This is a genomic window from Streptomyces sp. AHU1 (assembly GCF_045343905.1).
GTDB lineage: Bacteria > Actinomycetota > Actinomycetes > Streptomycetales > Streptomycetaceae > Streptomyces > Streptomyces triticiradicis.
This window is the reverse complement of the sequence record NZ_CP174283.1, coordinates 464632-486971: the sequence shown is the minus strand read 5'-3', so window position 1 is coordinate 486971 and position 22340 is coordinate 464632. Positions and strand designations below refer to the sequence as shown.

Annotated in this window: 6 protein-coding genes; 3 read left to right on the top strand and 3 right to left on the bottom strand. The window is 73.9% G+C overall.

The window, feature by feature from the left end; genetic code table 11:
* Positions 1–87 precede the first annotated feature (87 nt).
* A complete protein-coding gene (locus ACICHK_RS02285) occupies positions 88–1968 on the bottom strand; it encodes a hypothetical protein (protein ID WP_406835367.1) in 1881 nt (626 codons plus the stop codon).
* A gap of 135 nt (positions 1969–2103) precedes the next feature.
* On the bottom strand, positions 2104–3045 hold the full coding sequence (locus ACICHK_RS02280; protein ID WP_406835365.1) for a helix-turn-helix domain-containing protein: 942 nt from the start codon (positions 3043–3045) through the stop codon (positions 2104–2106).
* Positions 3046–3289: 244 nt separating this feature from the next.
* Here ACICHK_RS02280 and ACICHK_RS02275 point away from each other — a divergent pair, with 244 nt between their 5' ends.
* Complete coding sequence (locus ACICHK_RS02275) at positions 3290–4774, top strand: MFS transporter (RefSeq protein ID WP_406835364.1); 1485 nt, start codon at positions 3290–3292, stop codon at positions 4772–4774.
* Positions 4775–4859: 85 nt separating this feature from the next.
* Here ACICHK_RS02275 and ACICHK_RS02270 read toward each other — a convergent pair whose 3' ends face one another.
* Positions 4860–5591, bottom strand: a complete 732-nt coding sequence (locus ACICHK_RS02270; protein WP_406835362.1) for an alpha/beta fold hydrolase — start codon at positions 5589–5591, stop codon at positions 4860–4862.
* A 541-nt stretch (positions 5592–6132) separates the two neighbouring features.
* Between ACICHK_RS02270 and ACICHK_RS02265 the strand changes: the two genes are divergently transcribed.
* Together ACICHK_RS02265 and ACICHK_RS02260 are read left to right on the top strand one after the other, a co-directional pair.
* On the top strand, positions 6133–7908 hold the full coding sequence (locus tag ACICHK_RS02265) for a fatty acyl-AMP ligase (RefSeq protein ID WP_406835360.1): 1776 nt from the start codon (positions 6133–6135) through the stop codon (positions 7906–7908).
* A 331-nt stretch (positions 7909–8239) separates the two neighbouring features.
* Positions 8240–22330, top strand: coding sequence for an SDR family NAD(P)-dependent oxidoreductase (locus ACICHK_RS02260; protein WP_406835359.1), 14091 nt, complete (start codon positions 8240–8242; stop codon positions 22328–22330).
* Positions 22331–22340: the final 10 nt, after the last annotated feature.

Sequence of the window (22340 nt, the reverse complement as noted above, 5' to 3'; positions counted from 1 at the left end):
GACGGACTCTCCTGGCCGGAGTTGGCCGAAGTCGGCCGAAGCGGGCGGAGGCGGACGGCGTCGCGCACCGCCGCGCGTCACCGGTCCTCAGGCCGTCGGCCCCTTGGCTTCGCGGACCAGCCGCCAGGCCTCGGTGAACAGCTCGGGGAGCGTGCCCGGCAGCAGTTCGAAGGCGTACACCTCATGCTTTCCGTGGGTGTGCGCCTTCGCACCGATCAGCGGCGCCTTCCAGGTCTCCATCGGCGGCAGAGGCTTCTTGGCATGCGCCCACGGGCCGGGCAGGAAGTGCTTGCGCCCGGCGCGGGCCCTGCGGTCCTCCACCACCAGACCGCGCTCCACCAGCTCCGCCGCGGCCGTCTTGTGACGGGCCGGGCTCCAGGCGTTCCAGCGCCGGACGTTGCGGTCCGACGGCACGGGGAGCACCAGCAGCTGGAGATAGAGAGTGGCGGCGTCCTCGGACAGGCCGAGGGCGGCGGCGACGTCGGTGACCAGCTCCGGGACACAGGCGCGCGGGTCGGACTCGTAGCGGCCCGGGGGCAGATCGCCGGTGGCGACGCGGGCGGTGATGCGGTCGCAGGTGCCGTCCGTGAGCCAGTCCCAGCGCTCGCTCCCGTTGCGGCTGTGGATCAGGTTCGGGTGGAGGAGTCCGGCCCGCGCGTCGTCCCGGGCCAGCACCTCGCGCAGGTGGCGGGCGGCCTCGGGCATTCCCTCGCGCACGGGATCCCCGGCGGGCAGATCCGTGTACGCCCACGCCAGGCCGGCGAAGACGGCGTTCGCGACGGTATGGGCTCCGTACTTTCCCATGAACTCCCACGGGGTGTACGGGCGCCGGGGCTCGGGCCGGCCGGACCGGACCTGCGGGTGGGAGTCCGGCGGCAGGGCGGAGTCCGTCGGGTCGAGGAACAGATGGCACAGGCGGGCCGCCGGCATCTCGGCCTCCAGGGCGACCGCGGCCTGCCAGGTGCTCCACGGCGGGGCCGGACGGACGCCGTACTGCTGTGCCCAGACCGCGGCGGTGCGCTCCGCGAGGCGGGCCACGCCGCCCGGCTCCCACAGGTCCGCGGGGTCCTCGGGCATCACGTCGGCGAGCAGGTCGAGTCGCCCTTCGTTCCTCAGGATCCACGACGACTCGGCTTGCGCCGAATCGAGTTCACCGCTCTTGAAGCCGAGCACGGCACGTTCGTGCTGGTCGAGGAAGGAGTTGCCGTGGTAGCTGCCCGTGCCGGGGTTGCCGGCCAGGACGAGGGCCGCGGCGGGGCGGCTCATCCCGGTCGCCTCGCTCAGGGCCAGGACCGCGTCCGCGTCCCAGGCGACGGGGCCGCGCTCCCGGACGAGTTCGACCAGGCGCAGCAGCTGTCCGGGAGTGCCCCAATGGTGGTGGCGGTCCACGACGTCGAGCGGTTCCTCGGGACGCGGGGCGGCCTCGCCGCCGGGCAGCACGGCCTCGAAGTAGAGGTTTCTGCGTGCTGCCGGCAAGTACAGGCCGAAGGAGGCGCCCTGGTGGTCGCGGGCGTTGAACGAGGTCGTCCCGTCGAGCCGGCCCACGCGGAAGCGGTAGGCCGGATCGGCGAACGGCGTCCCCGCCCACATCTCCAGGAAGTCGAGCACCATCTCGCGGCGCTCCGGCCTGGTCGCGGGGGACGCCGCGCGCAACGCGAGCGCGCCGGGGCGTCCTATGACCTCCGTCCAGGTGCCCGCTCCGGGCAGGCGGACCTTCCGTCCGTCCGGATCGGGTTTCCAGCTCTCCATGATCTCTGCCGTGGTACGGCCCGGCGACAGATGGACCTCCTGCTCGTCCGGACCGAGGGACCGACTGCCTTCGACGTAGCGCCCGATGTGCCTGATGTCGTCGAAGATGCCCGAACGCCAGCAGTCCGGGACCTGGACGAGCCCCTGCAGGGCGCCGCCCATGGCGTATGTGAACCGTACGTGGGGAGGCGGGGACGGAGCCGTGCCGATGTCGTTCATGCGTCCGATCATGGCGGACGGCACCGACAACGGACCGTGCGGGCATCCCGGCCCGCCCGCCGTGCGGTCTCGGGACGCGGCCGTGGCGTACGCCGTCGGCGTCGCCTCGTGTTGCCGGGCGGGGGTGTTCCGGGTTCAGCCGGCGGAGGCGCGGGCCGGGGAGGGCGCGTCGGCGGGGAACGCCTCGGCGGTGTGCTCCGGATGGCCCGAGCGCGCCGCTCCCGGCCGGGAGTCCGCGGGGTCCAGACGGAGCATGGCCGTCTCGTCCGGGGTGCCGGGGGCCGCCTGGTAGACCACCATCCGCTGGCCGCCCGACCGGGCCAGTCGCATGACCTCGTAGGTCAGGGTCATCGGTCCGACCTTCGGGTGCCGGAAGGACTTCTGTCCCCCGCCGCGTTCGCAGACGTCGTACCGCTCCCAGAGACGCGCGAACTCCGGTGATTTCAAAACCAGTTCACCTACGAGCGCGGTCAGTTCGGGGTCGTCCGGGTCGGCTCCGGCGACCGCCCGCAGATGCGCCACCGAGAGTGCCACCGTCTCCTCCCACGGCTCGTAGAGCGCCCGGCCGACCGGATGGAGGAAGAGGTAGCGGGTCAGGTTGCGCTGGTCCTGCGGCCAGTCCCAGAGTCCGGGCAGCAGCCGTCGGCCGGGCGGATTGGCGGCCAGTACGCGGTTGTAGCGGCTGACTATGTAGGCGGGGAGCGGGCGCACCGACTCCAGCATCCGCAGCATGGAGTCGCGGACGGTGTGATCGGGGGAGGCGGGCAGTTCACCGACCCGGCCGGAGGCCAACTCCGCCAGCTCGTGCAGACGTTCGTAGGCGTCACCGCGCAGCCGCAGGGCGCGGCCCAGGGCGTCCACGACGGCGGGGGAGGGGTTGGCCTCCCTGCCGCGTTCCAGCCGGATGTAGTAGTCGACGCTCACTCCGGCCAGCGCGGCCAGTTCCTCCCTGCGCAATCCGGGAGTGCGGCGCAGTCCCGCGCCGGCCGGGAGGCCGACGTCCTCCGGGAGGACCTGTGCCCTGCGGGCCTTCAGATATCTGCCGAGCTCGGTGCCCCGTACGTCTGCTGCTGCCATTCGGCCCATTGTGGCAGGCGGACCGGGAACGTGGGGGGCCCTGTCAGGGCCTGGAACGCCGCACCCCGGGAACAGCCCGGTCTGCCGGACTCCCGCGCGGGGACGGAGAGTTGTTCTCGCAGCGGGCGGCCCGGCCGCCGGGGCCCAGGGGGTGCGAGGCACAGGACCGCGGCCCCGGTGGACCGGAGCCGCCCGCCGCCTTCCGGTCCACAGTCAATTCTGCTTTTCCATAAAGGAGTTCGGCATGCAGCCCACACCCGCCCTCCCCGCGTCGGCGTCCACCGCGCTCGCCCACGGACACGGTCGTCGGTCGTCGGCGCCCACTCTCCAACGGCGACAGTCGCACCGGTCCCGACCAGCCGTGCCACCCGCCGGTGTTCCCACCGTGCCGGGGCGCGGCGGCGTCGCGCTGGTCGCCTCGCTGCTCGGCTTCACGGTGATCACCATCGACGTCTCGGCCGTCAACATCGCCCTGCCCGCGATAGGGAAGTCCCTCAGCGGCGGGATGACCGGACTGCAGTGGGTGGTGGACGCGTACACCCTGATGTTCGCGGCCCTGATGATCTCCGCCGGTGCCCTCGCCGACCGCACGGGCGCCCGCCGCGCCTACGCCTGGGGCGTGTCCCTGTTCACCCTCGCCTCCCTCGGCTGCGCACTGGCGCCCGGCATCGGCGTACTGGTCGGAGCGCGCGTGGCGCAGGGCGCCGCCGCCGCGGTCGTGATGCCGGCCTCGCTGGCACTGATCCGGCAGTCCTACGACGACGCCCAGGCGCGCGCCCGGGCCATCGCGCTGTGGACGGTCGGTGGTTCGGTGGCGATGGCCGCGGGTCCGGTGCTGGGCGGGCTGCTCACCGAATCGGCCGGCTGGCGAGCGGTCTTCCTGCTCAACCTCCCGGTGGGCGCGGTGATCCTGGGCCTGCTGGCCCGGGTGTCGCGCTCCGCTCGCCGGCCCGCCGCGGTGGACGGAGGCGGCCAGCTCACCGCCGTACTCACCCTGGGCGGGCTGGCCTTCGCGGTGATCGAGGGCGGTCACCTGGGCTGGACCAGCGGTCCCGTGCTGGGCGCCGCCGTGCTCGCCGTCGCCTCCGGGTACGCCTTTCGCGTGGTGGAGGCCCGGCACCCCCGGCCCATGGTCCCGCTGGGCATGCTGAAGGACCGCCGGGTGGCCGTCGCGCTGGCGGTCGGTTTCGCCGTCAACGCCGCCTTCTACGGCGGGATCTTCCTCCTCGGGCTGTACTACCAGCAGTTGCGCGGAATGTCGGGGGTCACGGCCGGGCTGATGTTCGTCCCGATGTCGGCGGTGGTGACGGCGACCAACCTCCTCTCGCCGCGGCTGGCGGAGCGGATCGGGCGGCGGCCGGTGATCGTCGCCGGCCAGCTGATCTTCACCGGAGCGATGCTGGCCATGCTGCCGCTGGCCGCGCACACCCCGGTGTGGCTGGTGCTGGTCCTGCTGCTGCCGCTGAGCGTCGGCGGGGCGCTCGCGGTACCCGCGCTGACCGCGCTGCTGATGGACGCCGTTCCGGGGGAACGCGCGGGGACGGCGTCGGGGCTGCTCAACTCGTTCCGCCAGACCGGCGGTGTGCTGGCCGTCGCCCTCTTCGGCGGCCTCCTCTCCGGCTCCGGCGGGAGCTTCTCCCTCCCGGGCATGCGCATCGGCCTCCTCGCCGTCGCCGCCCTCCTCACCGCCACCGCCGCCCTGTCCCGCCTCCTGCTGCCCCGGAGCTGACTCCTCCGATCGGCCCCGCCGGGCCGTCCGTTCGGCCCCACCGGGCCGTCCGTGGCGACTCCGGATCGACGCGGCGATGACGTGTTCAGCCGGTGGCGGAGAGCTGCCGGGCGAAGCGGCGGACGGCGTCGGTGAAAGCGGCCGGGGCGTCGAAGTTCGCGAGGTGCCGTGCCCGTGGGATCAGTTCGACGCGTGCCTGAGGGTGCGCGCGGGCGAAGTCCGCCTCCTGCGCCCGGAAGAAGGCGTCCTTCTCGCCGTTCAGGATGAGGACCGGAGCGCTCACGTGGCGCATCGCGTCCGCGTCGAAGCGTCCCAGCACTTCGCCCCAGGCCGTCGGCAGCGTGTGGAAGGCGTAGCCGGAACGGATGGTCGCCTCCACCACTTCCGGTGGGTAGAGCCGTCGCAGCAACCGGTCGTTCCACCGGGTGAGGCGATCCGCCGGTATGCGCGGGACCAGCCTGGCGCCCCACCGGTACGGCGCCGTCCGGAGGCCGCGGGTGGAGGCACTGGCTCCCGCGAGGACCAGTCCGCGCAGTCGTTCCGGACGGCGCCGCGCGAACTCCAGCGAGGCGTATCCGCCGAGCGAGTGCCCGACGACCAGAGCCGGCCCGTGGCCGAGCGAGTCCACCGCGGAGGCGATGACCTCTGTCGCGCCGCTCAGGCTCCATGGCTGGGCCGAGCGCTTTCCGTGCCCGGGCAGGTCGACGGCTGTTGTCGGGAACTCGTCCCGGAGCGCCGCGAGTTGTGCGCTCCACTGTCCCGCGCTGAAGCGCGTCCCGTGAACGAAGACCATGGGTACCGCGTCCGCTGCCGTCATTGGGTCCCCCCGCTACCGTCCAACCGACCCTGCCGGCGTCCCGCCCACGGTCGAGGAAGGTGCCGGAAGGCACCCGGGCGGCGATGACGATTATGGCCCGGTGGATGCGCCTTGAGACGCGGGGCGTGGACGAGGACCTGCTGCGGCCCGAGTACACCACTTCCCTGGACGTGGCCGATGGGCCGAACGCGGTTCGGAGTGCGTGACGTGGTTCGCATGCTGCTCCGGCGCATCACGCGTACCAGCGACTTCACTCGGTTCACCTGTGGTGACTGGCCGTCAGATCGCCCAATTCCGTATTTAGTACCCGGGGTTACATCGGTGGAGTCGATCGAGCTTGCTATTGTGTTACTCGTTGGTAGCAGTCCGTAGGGGGCCACGGGGAGTCGGCGCGGGCACCATCGCCGTTTCCCGGGCGGATTGGTCGAGACGGACGTTCTGGCAAGGGGGCCAGGCGGACACGGCATCCGCGCGTACCCATGACGCGGCCTTCGAACTCCAGTCTTCTCGCTCGCTTATCCGAACAGGTGAGACTCCTCTCATGGCCCGTTCCCTGGTCGATCTATTGACCACGCATGCCTCCATGCAGCCCGACCGGACCGCCTACCGGTACCTCGTCACGGGTGACTGTGACGGAGAGATCCAGGACATCTCGTACGGCCGGCTCGCCGAGCGGTCCCGGGCCGTCGCCGCCTGGCTGCAGGAGCGCGGTCTGGCCGGCTCCCGCGTCATGCTGCTGTACCCGCCCGGCATCGAGTTCATCTGCGGTTACCTCGGCTGCCTCTCGGCCGGTGTCGTCGCCGTGCCGGGCCTGCCCCCGCACGGGAGGTCGCAGAACCACCGCGCCCTGCTCCGGATGAAGCGCCTGATCGCCGACGCGGACGCCAAGGCGATCCTGGGCGGCCGCGAGGTGATCGCGTCCCTCGCCGCCATGTCGGAAGACCTGCCCGAGCTGGCCGGCATCACCTGCGTCGCCACCGAGGACATCCCCGACGAGGCGGCCGCTTCCTGGCGCGAACCCGACCTCGACGCCGACTCGGTCGCCTTCCTCCAGTACACCTCCGGATCCACCTCCGCCCCGCGCGGGGTGATGGTGACCCACGGGAACCTGCTGGACAACGAGCGGGTCATCACGGAGCGGATGGGCCACACTCCCGACGTGATCGAGGAGTACGACCATGAACTCTTCGTGAGCTGGCTGCCCGTCTACCACGACATGGGCCTCATCGGTCCGGTCCTGAACGCGGCCTACCTCGGCGTGACCGCCACCCTCTTCTCCCCGCTGCACTTCCTGCAGCGGCCCGAACGCTGGCTGACCGCCGTCAGCCGGTACCGTCCGCACACGAGTGGCGGCCCCAACTTCGCCTACGAGCTGTGCCTGAAGCACGTCACGCCGGAGCTGCTCGACAGCCTCGACCTGAGCCGGTGGAAGGTCGCCTTCAACGGCGCCGAACCGGTGCGGGCCGCGACCCTGCGCCGGTTCACCGAGACCTTCGGCGCGGCCGGCTTCCGCCACGAGGCCCTGTATCCGTGCTACGGCCTGGCCGAAGCCACGCTGATCGTCACCGGCGGTTCGGTGCATGCCCCGCCCATACTGGCCACCGCCACCACGGACGCCACCGCCACGGTCACCACCGCCACCGGTGGCGCCCGGCCGCACACCGGCGCGGCGGACGTCAGGTCGGTGGACGCGGCGGCGGTCGGTTCGGGACGGCCCGGCCCCGGTGTCACCCTGGTGATCGCCGACCCCGACCGGCAGGAAGAACTGCCCGAGGGCGAGGTCGGCGAGATCTGGGTCTCCGGCGCGAGCGTCGCCAAGGGCTACTGGCGCAACGCGCTCGCCACCCGGCAGACCTTCCGGGCCACCCTCATGGGTCGCGAGGGCCGCTTCCTGCGTACCGGCGACCTCGGATACCTGCGAGACGGCGAGCTCTTCGTCACGGGCCGACTCAAGGACCTGATCGTCATCGAGGGGCGCAACCACTATCCGCAGGACCTGGAACTGTCCGCCGAGATGTCCCACTGGGCGCTGCGGCCCGGCTGCACCGCCGCCTTCTCCGTGGACTGCGGAGAGGAGGGCGAGCAGCCCGTGGTCGTCGCCGAGACGGCACCGGAGGCGGCGGGCGAGGCCGAGAAGATCATCGATCTGATCCGCGGGGCGATCAGTGGGGCACACGGCCTGCGGGTGCGTGACGTCGTGCTCGTCCACCCCGGCACCATCCCCAAGACGTCCAGCGGGAAGATCCAGCGCCGTGCCTCCCGGACGGCGTATCTCGACGGCACGCTCTCCCTGGTCGGCGGACCCGTGACGACATGACCACCTCGCCGCCGACGGTGTGTCCACGCGCCGTCGGCGGCTCGACGGCGGCCTCGGGCAGGCCTGTTGCTCGGGCGTAGGCCGTCGGTGGGGTGATCGTGTGCCGGTCCAGGTCGTACCGCGTTCGTACACCCACCGGAATCCGCCGCACGAGGTCCGCCGCACGGGGTCCGCCGCCCGCCACCCGAATTCACCGCCCCCGATTCACCGTCTGCCGTCTGCCGTCTGCCGTCTGCCGGGCGTCGGCGGCGTCAGTCGTACGCCGAGCGCACCCCTCGCGTCGGCCGTACGGAATCCACCTGAGCCCGAGTTCACGAGGACACCAGCCCAGATGCCTGCGAACGAGTTCCCGAAGCAGTCCCCCGAGATGTCCCCGACGACCGCCGACGGGGTGCGGGCCTGGTTGACGTCCGCCGTCGCCGAAATGGCCGGGCTCGCCCCGTCGGCCGTCTCGCCGGAGCGCCCGATCGCCGAATTCGGTCTGGGGTCGGTGCAGTTGGTGACACTGGCCGCGGGCCTGTCGGAGTGGACCGGGCGGCCCCTCGAACCGTCCGTCGTCTTCAACCACCCCACGATCGCGGGGGTCGCCGAGGCCGTCCTCGGCGAACAGCCCCTGGGCGTGGCCGGTCCGGCTCCGGCCCCCGTGCCGGCCGGCCCCTCCGTGCGGAGGGACGACGACATCGCGATCATCTCCATGGCCTGCCGGTTCCCCGGCGGCGCCGACGACCCGGAAGCCCTCTGGCGGCTGCTGGACGCGGGCGAGGACGCTGTCGGCGGGGTGCCCGCGGGCCGCTGGGACACCCGAGGGCTCTACGACCCCGACCCCGAGGCCACCGGCAAGGCGTACACCCTGCGCGGCGGCTTCCTGACCGGCATCGACCGTTTCGACGCGGCCTTCTTCGGGATCTCGCCGCGCGAGGCGGCGGCCATGGACCCGCAGCAGCGGCTGCTGCTGCAGACCGGCTGGGAGGCGATCGAGCGCGCCGGGATCGTCCCGGAGACGCTGAACGGTAGCCTGACGGGCGTCTACGTCGGCCTGTACGACAGCGGCTACCTCGCCTCGGCCCCACTGGACCGGCTCGACGGGCACGTCGGCACGGGCTCGGCGTCCAGCGTGGCGTCCGGGCGCATCGCCTACACCCTCGGGCTCCAGGGGCCGGCCGTCACGGTCGACACCGCCTGCTCCTCCTCCCTCGTCGCCCTGCACCTGGCGGCGCGGGCCCTGGCCGGCGGCGAGTGCGACCTCGCGCTGGCCGGTGGTGCGACGCTCCTGGTGACACCGCGCGGGCACGTCGAGTTCAGCAGGCTGCGCGGACTCTCGCCGTCCGGCCGGTGCAGTCCGTTCTCCGCCGAGGCGGACGGGGTGGTGTGGGCCGAGGGCTGCGGTCTGGTGCTCCTCAAGCGGCTCGCGGACGCGCGCCGGGACGGCGACCGGGTCCTCGCGGTCGTCAAGGGATCGGCGATCAACCAGGACGGCCGCAGCCAGGGCCTGAGCGCGCCGAACGGCCCGGCGCAGGAACGGGTGCTGCGCGCCGCCCTCGACGACGCCGGGCTCCGGCCGGACGACCTGGACTACGTCGAGGCGCACGGCACGGGCACGCGCCTCGGCGACCCCATCGAGGGCCGGGCACTCGCGTCGGTCTTCGGACCCGGACGCACGGCGGAGCGGCCCCTGGGCGTCGGTTCCCTGAAGTCCAACATCGGTCACGCACAGGCCGCGGCGGGCATCGGCGGCGTCATCAAGACGGTCCTGTCCCTCGGTCACGAAAGGCTCCCGGCGTCCCTGCACGCCGAGACCCCGACCGAGCACGTCGACTGGACGGAGAGCGGCCTGCGCGTGCTCAGCGGCGTCGAGGCCTGGCCGCGGAGCGGTGACCGGGTGCGGCGGGCCGGGGTGAGCGCGTTCGGGATCAGCGGCACCAACGCGCACGTGGTGCTGGAGGAGCCGCCGCAGGACCTGGCACGACCGGCGTCGGCCACCGGTCCGGCGCAGACCGCGGCACCGGCGTCGGCGGACACTTCGCCGCAGGCCGTGACACCGACGCCGGCAGCCCCTTCGGTCCAGGGCACGGCACCGGCGCCAGCCGCCGCTCCGACGCCCGGCCGGCGCGCCCGTACCGGCCAACCCGTCCTCTTCCCGCTGTCCGCTCGCACTCTTCCGGCCCTCCGAGGCCAGGCGGCCCGCCTCCTCGACGCGCTCGTCGCACAACCGCAGTTGGCACTGGCGGACGTGGCCGGAACGCTGGCCCACCACCGCACCCACTTCGAGCACCGCGCCGTCGTCCGGGCGGCCGACCACGACGAACTGCTCACCGCGCTCCACGGCCTGGCTGAGGGGAAGCCGGACCCCGATCTGATCGTGGGCCCCCAACAGACCCTTACTCCGGGCAAGTTGGCGTTCGTCTTCCCCGGCCAGGGTGCCCAGTGGTCCGGCATGGCCCGTGAACTCCTCGACCGTTCAACGGTGTTCGCAGACGAACTCGACCGCTGCGACGCCGCGCTGCGCCCGTTCACCGACTGGTCGGTGGCGGCCGTCCTGCGCGGCGACGAGGGCGCACCCTCCCTGGAACGCGTGGACGTCGTCCAGCCCGCTCTGTTCGCCGTGATGGTCTCCCTGGCCGCGGTGTGGCGGGCCCGTGGCGTACGGCCGGACGCGGTGATCGGACACAGTCAGGGAGAGGTCGCCGCGGCCTGCGTCGCCGGGGCGCTGAGCCTGAGCGACGCCGCGGCGGTGGTCGCCCTGCGCAGCCAGGCCCTGACCGAGGTGTCCGGCACCGGGACCATGGCCGTCGTCGCCCTGCCGCACACCGAGGTCGAGGCCCGCCTCGCCGGCCTCGCCGGGCTCGGCGACCGGGTGTCCGTCGCCGCCGTGAACAGCGGCCGCTCGACGGTGATCGCCGGTGACGCGGAGCCGCTCGACGCCCTGCTCGCCGGCCTCGCCCACGAGCAGGTGTTCGTCCGCCGCCTCGACGTCGACTACGCCTCCCACAGCGCCGGCGTCGAGCCGCTGCGCGCGACGATCCTCGACGAACTCGACGGCGTCACCACCTTCCCGACCCCCGTCGCCTGGTACTCCACGGTCACCGGCGAGCCGGTCACGGAGGAGCTGGAAGCCGACTACTGGTACACGAACCTGCGTGAACCCGTGCGCTTCGCGGCCACGGTGGAACGCATGGCGGCCGACGGCTACCGCCACTTCGTCGAACTCAGCCCCCACCCCTCCCTCGTCACCGCCGTGCGCACGGTCGCCGAGGACCACGGTCACGAAGACGTCGTCGCCGTCGGATCGCTGCGCCGGGACGAGGACGGGCCCACCTGCCTGGACCGGGCCGCCGCCGAACTCCACGTCCACGGACGGCGGATCGACTGGCGCCGCGTCGTTCCGGACGCGGGGACGGCCGACCTGCCCACGTACGCCTGGGATCCGCAGTCCTACTGGATCGACCCCGAAGCCGGGGGATCCGGGGCCGTGACCTCCGGCCTCTTCGACCGCGCCGCGCACCCGTTGCTGGGCGTCCACCTGCAGTCGGCGGACGAGACCCGCTGGACCTTCCGCGGCGAATGGTCCCCGGCCACCGCCGACTGGCTGCCCGATCACGCCGTGTTCGGACGGACCGTGGTGTCGGGCACGACCGTCATGGAGCTGTGCCGTGCCGCGCTCGCGGTGGCCCGCCCGGACCGTTCCGATGACGTCACCGATCTGCTCCTGCTCGCGCCCCTCGTGCTCCCCGGGACCGGCACCGTCGAGGTGTCGGTCGAAGTGATCACCACCGGATCCGAACCGGAGATCACCGTGCACAGCCGCCCGCGCGGTCAGGAGGACCGGGGCTGGACCCTGCACGCCACCGCGTCGGCGGCCGAGCCCGCCCCGGTGACGGCGGAGCGGCCGCCGGTGTGGCCGGAGTCCGCCGAGTCGGCCTGGAGCGCGGGCACGTACGAACGGCTGGCCGCCCTCGGTCTCGGTTACGGGCCCTCCTTCCAGTGCGTCCGCTCGGCGGTCACGACCACCGCCGACGTCGAGCTGCTGGCCCGGCTGTCGCTGCCGGCCACGGCCCGCGACGCGTCCGACCCCTACCCCGTCCACCCGGCACTGCTGGACGCCGCACTGCACGTGGCCGCCGGGCTGGACGCGTCCGAGGGCCGGGTGCTGCTGCCGGTCTCGGTGGGCCGCTGCGTCCTGCCGCCCGGCGGCGCGAGCGACCTCACGGCGCTGGTCCGGCGGTCGGACGGCTCGGGTACGGACCTCGTCCTCGACGTGACCCTGTGGGACACCGACGGCTTCCCGGCGGGGCGGCTGGAGGACGTGCGGCTGCGGGCCGCCGACCCGGCGGACCTGGACGGTGCCTCGGAGAACGGCCGTCACCTGTACGAAGTGGCGTGGACGGCCGTGACCGGTCGGCCCGAGGCGACGCCTCCCGCCGCGTGGGCCGTCCACGGCGACCGCTCCGACCCGCAGGTCGAGGCCGCCCTGCGGGGCCTGGCGGCGGCGGGCGTCCAGGTGCGCGAGACGGACGCCGACATCGTCGTACGATTCTGGCCGCGCCCGGAGGCCGGAACCGAACCGGCGCCCTTCGCGCAGGAGTTGGCCGCGTCGGCGCTGGCCGAACTGCGCACCTTGATCGCATCCGCATCCGCATCCGCATCCGGGACCGGGACCGGGTCCGCATCCGGGTCCGCGTCCGACCCGCTGCCCGCCCGGACCGTATGGGTGACCCGCGGCGCGGTCGCGACCGGTGCCGGGGACACCGTGCCCGGCCTCGCCCAGTCCGTGCTGTGGGGCCTCGCCCGCAGCGCCCGGGCCGAGCACCCGCACCTCGGGCTGACCCTGCTCGACCTCGAAGGCGCCGCGCCCGCCGATGTCCTGCCGATGGCCGTCTCCCGTGCCGACGAGCCCGAACTCGCCTTCCGTGAAGGCTCCTTGCTCGCACCGCGACTGGTGCGTGCCCGTCCGGCCGACGCGCTGCGGATCCCGGCCGGTGACGCCCACGAACCGGCGGGCCCCGCGACCGACCCGACCCTGCGCGCGACGGTGCCCCCGGCCCTGACACCGGGCCGGGTGAGGATCCAGGTGCCCACCGACGGCACGGTCCTGATCACCGGCGGGCTCGGTGCCGTCGGTCGGCACATCGCCCGGCTCCTCGCCGGACACGGCGTCCCCCGGATCCTCCTGACCTCACGTCAGGGCGCGGCCGATCCACGCGCCGTCGAGGTCACCGCCGAACTGGCCTCGCTCGGAGCCGAGACCGAGATCGCGGAGTGCGACGTCGCGGACGAGGCGGCCCTGGCCCGTGTGCTCGCCCGCGTCGGCGACGCGTCGCCGCTGCGCGGTGTCGTGCACTGCGCCGGAATCCTGGACGACGGGGTGGTCGCCGAGCTGACGCCCGAACGCCTCGCACGGGTGCTGCGCCCCAAGGTGGACGGTGCCGCCCACCTCCACCGGCTCACCGCCGGCACACCGCTCGACCTGTTCCTGCTGATCTCCTCGGCGGCCGGAGTGCTCGGCAGCCCGGGCCAGGGCAACTACGCGGCGGCCAACGTCTTCCTCGACCAACTGGCCCACCACCGGCGGGCCCTGGGCCTGCCCGCGGTCTCGGTCTCCTTCGGCGCCTGGGCGGGCGAAGGCCTCGCCGCCGAACACGCCGACCTGGAGCGCATGGCCCGCCTCGGCCACCGCGCCCTCACCCCCGACCAGGGCCGCGAACTCGTCGAACTCGCCCTGCGCCGGGGCGCACCGCACCTGATCGCCTGCTCCCTGGACCTGCCCCGCCTGCGCGAGAGCACGGCCGCCGCGGACGGTGGCACGGCGGCCCTGTGGCGCTCGCTGCTGCCGGCGCCCCGCACCGGTCAGGACGGCGGCACCGGTCTGGCGGACCGGCTGGCCCGGCTCCCGGAGGCCGACCGCGCCGCACGTGTCCTGGACCTGGTCCGTGAGGAGACCTCCCGGGCGCTCGGCCTGCGCTCGGCGGAGTCCGTCGGCCCCGACCGGCCGCTGCGTGAGCTGGGCATGGACTCGGTGACGGCGGTGGAGCTCCGCAACCGCATCGGCACCCGGATCGGCGCCAGGCTCCCCGCGACCCTGCTGTTCGACCATCCCACCGCGGCCCGGCTCTCCGCCCACCTGCTGGCCACCGTGCTCTCCGTGGACGCCCGCACCTCCCGGCACGGCGCACCCGGCCCACGAGCCCTCCGCGCTTCGGCGTCGGTGCCGGACGAGCCGCTGGCCCTGGTGGGCATGTCCTGCCGTCTGCCCGGCGGTGTGAACGACCCCGAGGACCTGTGGCGGCTCGTCGCCGAGGGCCGCGACGCGGTGGGCCCGTTCCCGGCGGACCGCTGGGACGTGGAGTCCCTGCACGACCCCGACCCGGAGGCCCCGGGCAAGTCGTACGCCCGGGAGGGCGGTTTCCTCGACGACCTGGAGTCCTTCGACGCGGGCTTCTTCGGCATCACCCCGAAGGAGGCGGAGGCCATGGACCCGCAGCAGCGGATGCTGCTGGAGACGGCCTGGGAGGCACTGGAGCGCGCGGGGATCGTGCCGGGCGAGCTGGCGGGCAGCAGCACCGGTGTGTACGTCGGCATGTTCGGCAGCGACTACCTCGCGGGCTCCCGGCTCGACCAGCTGGACGGGTACGTCGGCACGGGATCGGCGCCGAGCGTGGCCTCGGGCCGGCTCGCGTACACGCTGGGCCTGAACGGACCGGCGCTGACGGTGGACACCGCGTGCTCCTCGTCCCTGGTCGCGCTGCACCTGGCGGCACAGGCGCTGCGGTCGGGCGAGTGCGACCTGGCGCTCGCCGGCGGGGTGACGCTGATGGTGACGCCGGGCACCTTCGTCGAGTTCAGCCGGCTGCGGGGACTGTCCCCGACGGGCCGCTGTCGTTCCTTCTCCGACGACGCCGACGGCGCCGTCTGGGCCGAGGGCGCGGGCATGGTCGTGCTGAAGCGGCTCGGCGACGCGCGGCGCGACGGCGACGAGGTACTGGCCGTGCTGCGCGGCACGGCCGTCAACCAGGACGGTCGCAGCCAGGGCCTTTCCGCGCCGAACGGACCGGCCCAGGAACAGGTGATCCGGCGGGCACTGGAGCTGTCCGGTCTCGAACCCGCCGACATCGACTACGTCGAGGCGCACGGGACCGGCACCACGCTCGGCGACCCGATCGAGGCGAACGCCCTCGCGGAGGTCTTCGGCACCTCACGTCCCGAGGGCCGCCCCCTGCGTCTCGGCTCGCTTAAGTCCAACATCGGTCACACGCAGGCGGCTTCGGGCGTGGCCGGACTGATCAAGGTCGTACAGTCCCTGCGGCACCGGTCCCTGCCGCGCACCCTGCACGCCGAAACGCCCAGTCGCCATGTCGACTGGGACGACAGCGGACTGCACCTGCTGCGGGAGACGGCCGCCTGGCCGTCGACGGGCGGACGCGTACGGCGGGCCGGTGTGAGCGCCTTCGGGATCAGCGGCACCAACGCGCACCTGATCGTCGAGGAGGCCGGGCCGGCCGAGGTACCGGCCGAGGAGGAAACCGCGCCGGGCGCGACGCTGTTCGCGCTGTCCGGGCGTGGTGAGGCCGCCGTGCGAGGACAGGCCGCCCGGCTGGCCCGGCGTCTGGACGAGGACGTCGCCCTGTCCGACGTCGCCCACACCCTGGCGCGCCACCGCAGCCACTTCGAACGGCGCGTGGGGATCGTGGCCGCCGACCGGGACGAACTGCGCGCACGGCTCGACGCGTTGGCGACCGGGCGGACGCCGCTGGCCCCGCCCCGCGCCGAGCGGACGGGCAAGGTGGCCTTCGTCTTCGCCGGGCACGGCGGCCAGTGGCCGGGCATGGGAATGGAGTTGGCGGCCGAGTCGGAGGCCTTCCGCGAGGAACTGACCCGTATCGACGAGGCGGTGCGCCGCCATGTCGGCTGGTCGGTGCTCGACGTGCTGCGGGCTCCTGAGGAATTCGCCCCGTTCGACCGCACCGAGTTCCTGCAGCCGGTGCTGTTCGCGGTCAACGCGGCCCTGGCCGCCGCCTGGCGCGCGCTCGGCATCGGCCCGGACGCCGTGACCGGGCACAGTCTGGGCGAGATCGCCGCCGCGTACGGCGCGGGCGCCCTCACCCTGGACGACGCCGTGGCCGTGGTGACCGGGCGCGCCCGGGCGGTCGCCCCCCTGGTCGGACAGGGCGGCATGCTGGCCCTGGAACTGCCGCGCGCGGAGGCCGAGAAGCTGCTCGCGCCCTATCCGGACCGGCTGTTCGTCGCGGCGGTCAACAGCGCGCACTCCACGGCCGTCTCCGGCGACGCCGAAGCCCTGGCCGACCTGCGCGGGCACCTCGAAGCGCGGGGTGTCCCGGTACGGCGGCTGTCGACGCCGTTCGCCTCCCACACCCCCTTGATGGAACCGGTCCGGGCGGACCTGGTGGACCTGCTCTCCGGCATCCGCGGCACGCGCACACCGACCCCGCTGTACTCGACGGTGGCGGCCGAACCGGTGCCCGGCGACCGGCTGGACGCCGAGCACTGGTACGCGAACCTCGGGCACCCCGTCCGTTTCGCGGACACGATCCGGCGGATGCTGGACGACGGCTACCGCTACTTCGTCGAACTGAGCCCGCACCCCTCGCTCACCGCGTCGGTCGAGGCGGTCGCGGCCGAGGCGGGCGTCGACGCGGTCGTGGTCGGCTCGCTGCGCCGCGGACAAGATGGACGGGACGAACTGCTGCGCAGACTCGGTGAGTTGTACGAGGCCGGGCACACCCCCGACTGGCCGGTGCTGCTCCCGCGGGGCCGCCGGACCGACCTGCCCACGTACGCCTTCGCCCGCGAACGCCACTGGCGCACGCCCGCCCCGGCCACCGGCACGGCCGGGGGTTCACCGCTCCTCGGCACCCATGTCGAGGCCAGTGACACACCCGGTCGGCACGTCTTCCAGAGCGACATCGACCTGCGCGACAGCCGCTTCGCCTACCTCGCCGACCACCGGATCACCGGCGAGGTCTGGCTGCCCGGCGCCGCCTTCCTCGACCTCGCGCTGGAGGCCGCGGCCACGCTGCGGGACGGCGGCGAGGTACGACTGGCCGACGTGAGGTTCGCGCGGCCCCTGGTCCTCGACCCGCAGGAGCCCGTACGGCTGCAGCTCGTCCTGCAGCCCGCCGGAGAGGACGGCTCACGGGACTTCACCATCGCCTCGACGGCCACCGGTGCACGCCACGCCCCGTGGGAGCGGCACGTCACCGGACGGATCGTCGACGGCGCCGCCGAACCCGCGCCCGACGCGGGCGGGGAACTCGCCGTGCTGCGCGAGCGGTGCGTCGAGGAGGCCGACCTGCCCGCCGTCTACGCGGGGCTCACGGCCCTGGGCATCGACTACGGACCGGCCTTCCGGCTCCTCGAACAGGGGCACCGCACGGACACCGCGGCCGTCGGCCGGCTCGCCCGGCGGCCCGCGGCCGGTCATCTGCTGCACCCCGCGGTCCTCGACGCCGCGTTCCACACGGCGGCCCTGCCGGCCGACGCGCCCGCGGGCCGGGCCTTCGTGCCCGCCGGTGTCGGACGGCTGCGCTTCACCGGCCTGCGCGCCGCGCCCGCGTGGGTGACCTGCCGGCTGCGTTCGATGGAGGGCGACACCGCGCTCCTGGACCTGCGGCTCTGGGACGAGAAGGAGCAACTGCTGCTGGAGGCGACGGAGTTCGGACTCGCCGCGCTCTCGCCGCTGGACGGCGCGCTCTTCGAGACCCGCTGGCAGCCCCGCCCGGCCCCGCAGGAGCGGCCCGTCGACGGCGGCTGGCTCGTCCTGGCCGACGGGACCGGGGTGGCCGACGCCCTCGCACAGCGGCTGGCCTCCGCCGCCGTGCCCCACGTGATCGTGCGCAGGGGCGCGGAGTTCGGCGCCGAGGGCCCCGGCCGCTACGTCCTCGATCCCGCCGATCCACGGCAGTTGGCCCGTCTGCTCGACGAGGCCTTCGCCGACGGACCGCCCGAGCGGGTGGTGCAGCTGTCCGCACTCGACGCGCCTGCCGTCGAGGACACCGCCACGGCCGAACGGGCCGCGCTGCACTGCTGCCTGAGCACCCTGCACCTGGTACGGACGCTCGCCGACCGGCCCCGGGGCCGCGCCCCGCGCCTGTTCGTGGTCGTACGCGGCAGCCAGGCCGCCGGTGACAGCACGCGGGTGACACACCCTCAGCAGGCCCTCGCCTGGGGTTTCGGACTCTCGGTGGCCCAGGAGTACCCGGAACTGTCGACCACGCTGATCGACCTGCCGGCCACGAACGACGACGACGGCCTGTGGACGCAGCTGCGGCACGCGGACGACGAACGGCTCGTCGCCCTGCGGGAGTCGGGCCGACTGGTGCCACGGCTGGCCCGCACCCGTCCCGACGACGGCGGGCACGACGGGATCACCGCGGACGGCGTGCACCTGATCACGGGCGGTCTGGGCGGCCTGGGCCGGGTGGTCGCCGAGCGGCTGGTCCGCCGGGGCGCCCGCCGGCTGGCCCTGCTGAGCCGGAGCGGGCCCGACGCGGCCGCGGAGAGCTGGATCGAGGGGATCGAAGCGCGCGGTGTCACCGTGCACCTCGCCCGCGCGGACGTCGCCGACCGTACCGCGCTGTCGGCCGCCCTGGACGCCGTACGAAGCGAGGCCGGACCGATCGCCTCCGTCGTCCACACGGCCGGTGTCCTCGACGACGCCACGGTGGCGAACCTGACCGGCGAACGCGTCCTGCGCGTGCTCGCCCCCAAGGTCCTCGGCACCACTCTGCTCACCGAACTGGTCCCGGAGGCGGAGAGGTTCGTCCTCTTCGCCTCGGCCGCCGGCGTCCTCGGCTCGGCCGGGCAGAGTCCGTACGCGGCGGCGAACGCCTTCCTCGACGCCTGGGCGCATCACCTTTTCCGCACCGACCGCCGGGCACTGAGCCTGGACTGGGGCGCCTGGACGGAGGTCGGCATGGTCGCCGGTTCCGCCGACCGGGCCGCCGAGACCGGCCGTTCGGGCCTGGTCGCCTTCACCCCGGCGGAAGGCGGCGAGATGTTCGAGCGGGTGCTCGCCACCTCCCGCCGCCAGCTCGCGCCCCTCGCCCTGGACCCGGAGGCGCTGGAACTCGACCAGGACGCGGCGCGCGCCCGTCCGATCCTGGGCGACCTGGTCACCGTCGCCGCCGACCCGGCGGGCACGGACGACCTCGTCGCGCGGATCTTCACGGCGGCGACGGAGCAGGACCGGGCCGGGCGCCTCGAAGCGTACGTACGGGCCAAGGTCGGTCAGGTCTCCGGCGGTGTCGTGGAGGTGTCCGCCACCACGGCCCTCAAGGAACTGGGCCTGGACTCGCTCATGCTGGTCCGGCTGCGCAACGCCTTCGTCCGCGAGCTGGGCGCCGAACTCCCGGCCGCCGCCGTCCTCTCGGCGTCCGACATCCGGGGCCTCGCACGGGCCCTGGGCGAGGTGCTGCCCGAACGCGACACCACGGCACGAGGACAGGAGCCGCGGCCCGACGTCACCTCCGAGGTGCCCGAGACCGAGCTGCGGCCCGCGACCCGTGACGTCGTACGGCTGTTGCGCAGCGCCCAGCCGGGCATGCCGGACGCGGCGCACGCCGTCGGCCTGGCCGTCCGGCTCACCGAGCCGACCACCCGCGAGACGCTCACCGGCATCGTCACCCGGCTCGCCGGCCGGCACGCGGCCCTGCGCACGACCGTGGTCGCGGACGGCGGACGGGGCCGGCGACTGCGTGTGGAGCGGGAGCCGGCCGGGTCGTTGCTGCGCTGGACGGACGTGTCCGCCGACGCCGTACCCGACGCCGACGACCGGCTGTCCCGGCTGCTGGAGCCGCCGTTCGACCTGGCGCGGGGGCCGTTGTGGCGGTTCGAGCTGCTCGACGCCGGTACGCGCGGCCAGATCCTGGTGTTCGGCGCGCACCACGCCGTGAGCGATCTGCAGTCGCTGCTGCTCGTCGCGGGGGAGATCGACGCCGAACTGTCCGGCACCTCGCTCGGCGACGCCGTCACCAACCGGGACGTCGACCTGCTGATCGAGGCACAGCGGCCCGGCGATGTTCCAGCCGATGCCTCCGGCGCCGCCGGCACCGGGTGGCGCGAGGCCTTCCACGGCAGCGAACGTCTCGACCTGACGCTCGCCCGGCCGCGTCCGGCGACGCGTTCCTACCGGGCGGGGAGCGTGACCGTGGCGATACCCGACGGTCTGATGGAGCGGGTGTCGGCGGCCGCCGCACACCTTGCCGTCACACCCGCGGCCTTCTGCCTCGGCACGCTGACGGTACTGCTGGCCCAGGCGCGCGAACGGGAGCGCTTCGTGCTCGCCGTGCCCGTCGACACGCGCATCCACGCCGACGCGTACGACGCGGTGGGCTTCTTCGGCGTACCGGTGCCGTTCCCGGCACAGGCGGCGGCGGGGGAGCGGATCGAGGAGGTGCTGCGCCGGACGGACGCGCGCCTGGACCGGGTCCTCGCGAAGGGGGCCATGTTCTCGGACGTGCTGGCGACCCTGGCCGGACAGGGGCTGCACCGGGCGAACGCCCCGTTGGTGGAGGTGTACTTCAACTACGTACGCTCCTCGGCGGCCCGCCTCGGCCGACTGGAGGTGCTCCCGGCCGGAACGGGGTACTCGGACCTCGACCTCATGATCACCATGACCCCGGACGCGGGCCTCGTACGGCTCGACCACAATCTCGACATCCTGGACGCGGCGACCTCCACCGGACTGGCGGAGGAATTCCTGCGGCTGCTCGCCGTGACGGCGGACGACCCGACCCTGACGGTGGGCCCTGCCGTGACGGCGGCCCCGGCCGCGGGGGAGCCCACCGCCCACCCGCGCCGCTCGCTGGCCCTCGCCGCCACCTTCGCGCTCGGCAATCTCCTGCTGCTGTGCGAGGCGGCCGTCGAGGACGGCACCCGTGAAGGAGCGCGGGAGGAAGGGGCCGGGGACGAGGGCCTGACGGTGGCGGAAGCGCCGTACCACCAGGTGCTCGCCGCTCTGCGCGATCCTTCGGGCGTCCTCACCGATCCCACCACGGCGGTGGGCGTGGTGCTGCTGCGGGCGGCGGACCTGGAACGCTTCGGCCCGGTGACCGACACGGTGCTGGCCGAACTGCGCGCCGCGTACCCGGCCGCGCTGCGGGCCCTGGCCGAACGGACCCGGAGACCACTGATCGTCGGCATCCTCCCCTCGGCGCGACCGGACGACCGCTTCGCGCGATGGGAGAGCGGCCTCGTCGCCGAGCTGACCGAGGCGCCCGGCATCGCGGTGCTGGGCCCGGACGAGTGGACACGGCACCACGCCGTCGCGGAACGCTTCGACGAACGGACCGAGCGGCTGGCCCACCTCCCCTTCACCCCGCGCTTCCAGGCGGCGGTGGCCCTGCGGCTGGCCCAGGTCGTACGAGCGGTACTGCGCCCCGCGCCGAAGGTGATCGCGGTGGACGGCGACGAGACCCTCTGGGGCGGGATCGCCGGGGAGGTCGGCCCCGAGTCGGTGGACCTGACCGGACCGCGCGCCCGGCTGGCACGGACGCTGCTGCGGTGGCGGGCCGCGGGCGCGCTGCTCGCCCTGGTCAGCAACAACGACGAGGACACCGTACGGACCGTCCTGGACCGTCCGGACAGTCTGCTGAAGGCGGAACACTTCAGCGTGCTGTCCGCGGACTGGGGCCCGAAGCCGGACCGCCTCACGGAAGCGGCACGCACCCTCGGCCTGGGACTGGACAGCTTCCTGTTCCTCGACGACAACACGGTCGAGATCGGGAAGATGCGGTCGGCGCTGCCGGAAGTCCTGTCCGTGACCTGCCCTCCGGCAGCCGAACTGGACGTCTTCCTCGACCGGTTGTGGCCGCTCGTTCCGGCGGCGGCGACGGCCGAGGACGGACTGCGGGCGGGGTTCTACGCACAGGAGCGGGAGCGGGACGCGGCGCGCGAGCAGGCCGGTTTCGAGGAGTTCCTCGCCCAGTTGCGGCTGGAGGTCGACATCCGGGCCCTGTCCGCCGCCGACGTCGAACGGGCCGAGCAACTCGTCCGCCGCACCAATCAGTTCGCCCTCCACCCCCGGTCCGCCGACGGCGGCGATCTGGCGCGGTGGCGGGAGCGCGGCGAGGTGTGGACGGCCGCGGCACGGGACCGCTTCGGCGACTACGGCCAGATCGGCCTGCTCGCCCTGAGCGTGGACGGCGACCGACTCGACGTCCTCGACTGGAGGTTGAGCTGCCGCGCCCTCGGCCGGGGCGTCGAGGAACGGCTGTTGCAGTGGCTGGCGGACCGCGCGGACCGGCTCGGCTGCGTGAAGGTCCGGCTGACGGCGCGGCGCACCGACCGCAACGTACCGGCCCGGCGTCTGCTGGCCGCGCTCGGTGGCGGGGACCAGGACGACGAACACCTGGAGAGCGTGGTCGCACCGGAACACCTGCGGGCCTTCCGCTCCTGGCGGAAGCAGTGAGCGGGCCGGC

Bases quoted from the DNA above. Each gene is read 5' to 3' on its own strand.
- ACICHK_RS02260 (WP_406835359.1), top strand. From the start codon at position 8,240: ATGCCTGCGAACGAGTTCCCGAAGCAGTCCCCCGAGATGTCCCCGACG.
- ACICHK_RS02270 (WP_406835362.1), bottom strand. From the start codon at position 5,591: ATGACGGCAGCGGACGCGGTACCCATGGTCTTCGTTCACGGGACGCGC.
- ACICHK_RS02275 (WP_406835364.1), top strand. From the start codon at position 3,290: ATGCAGCCCACACCCGCCCTCCCCGCGTCGGCGTCCACCGCGCTCGCC.
- ACICHK_RS02285 (WP_406835367.1), bottom strand. From the start codon at position 1,968: ATGAACGACATCGGCACGGCTCCGTCCCCGCCTCCCCACGTACGGTTC.
- ACICHK_RS02265 (WP_406835360.1), top strand. From the start codon at position 6,133: ATGGCCCGTTCCCTGGTCGATCTATTGACCACGCATGCCTCCATGCAG.
- ACICHK_RS02280 (WP_406835365.1), bottom strand. From the start codon at position 3,045: ATGGCAGCAGCAGACGTACGGGGCACCGAGCTCGGCAGATATCTGAAG.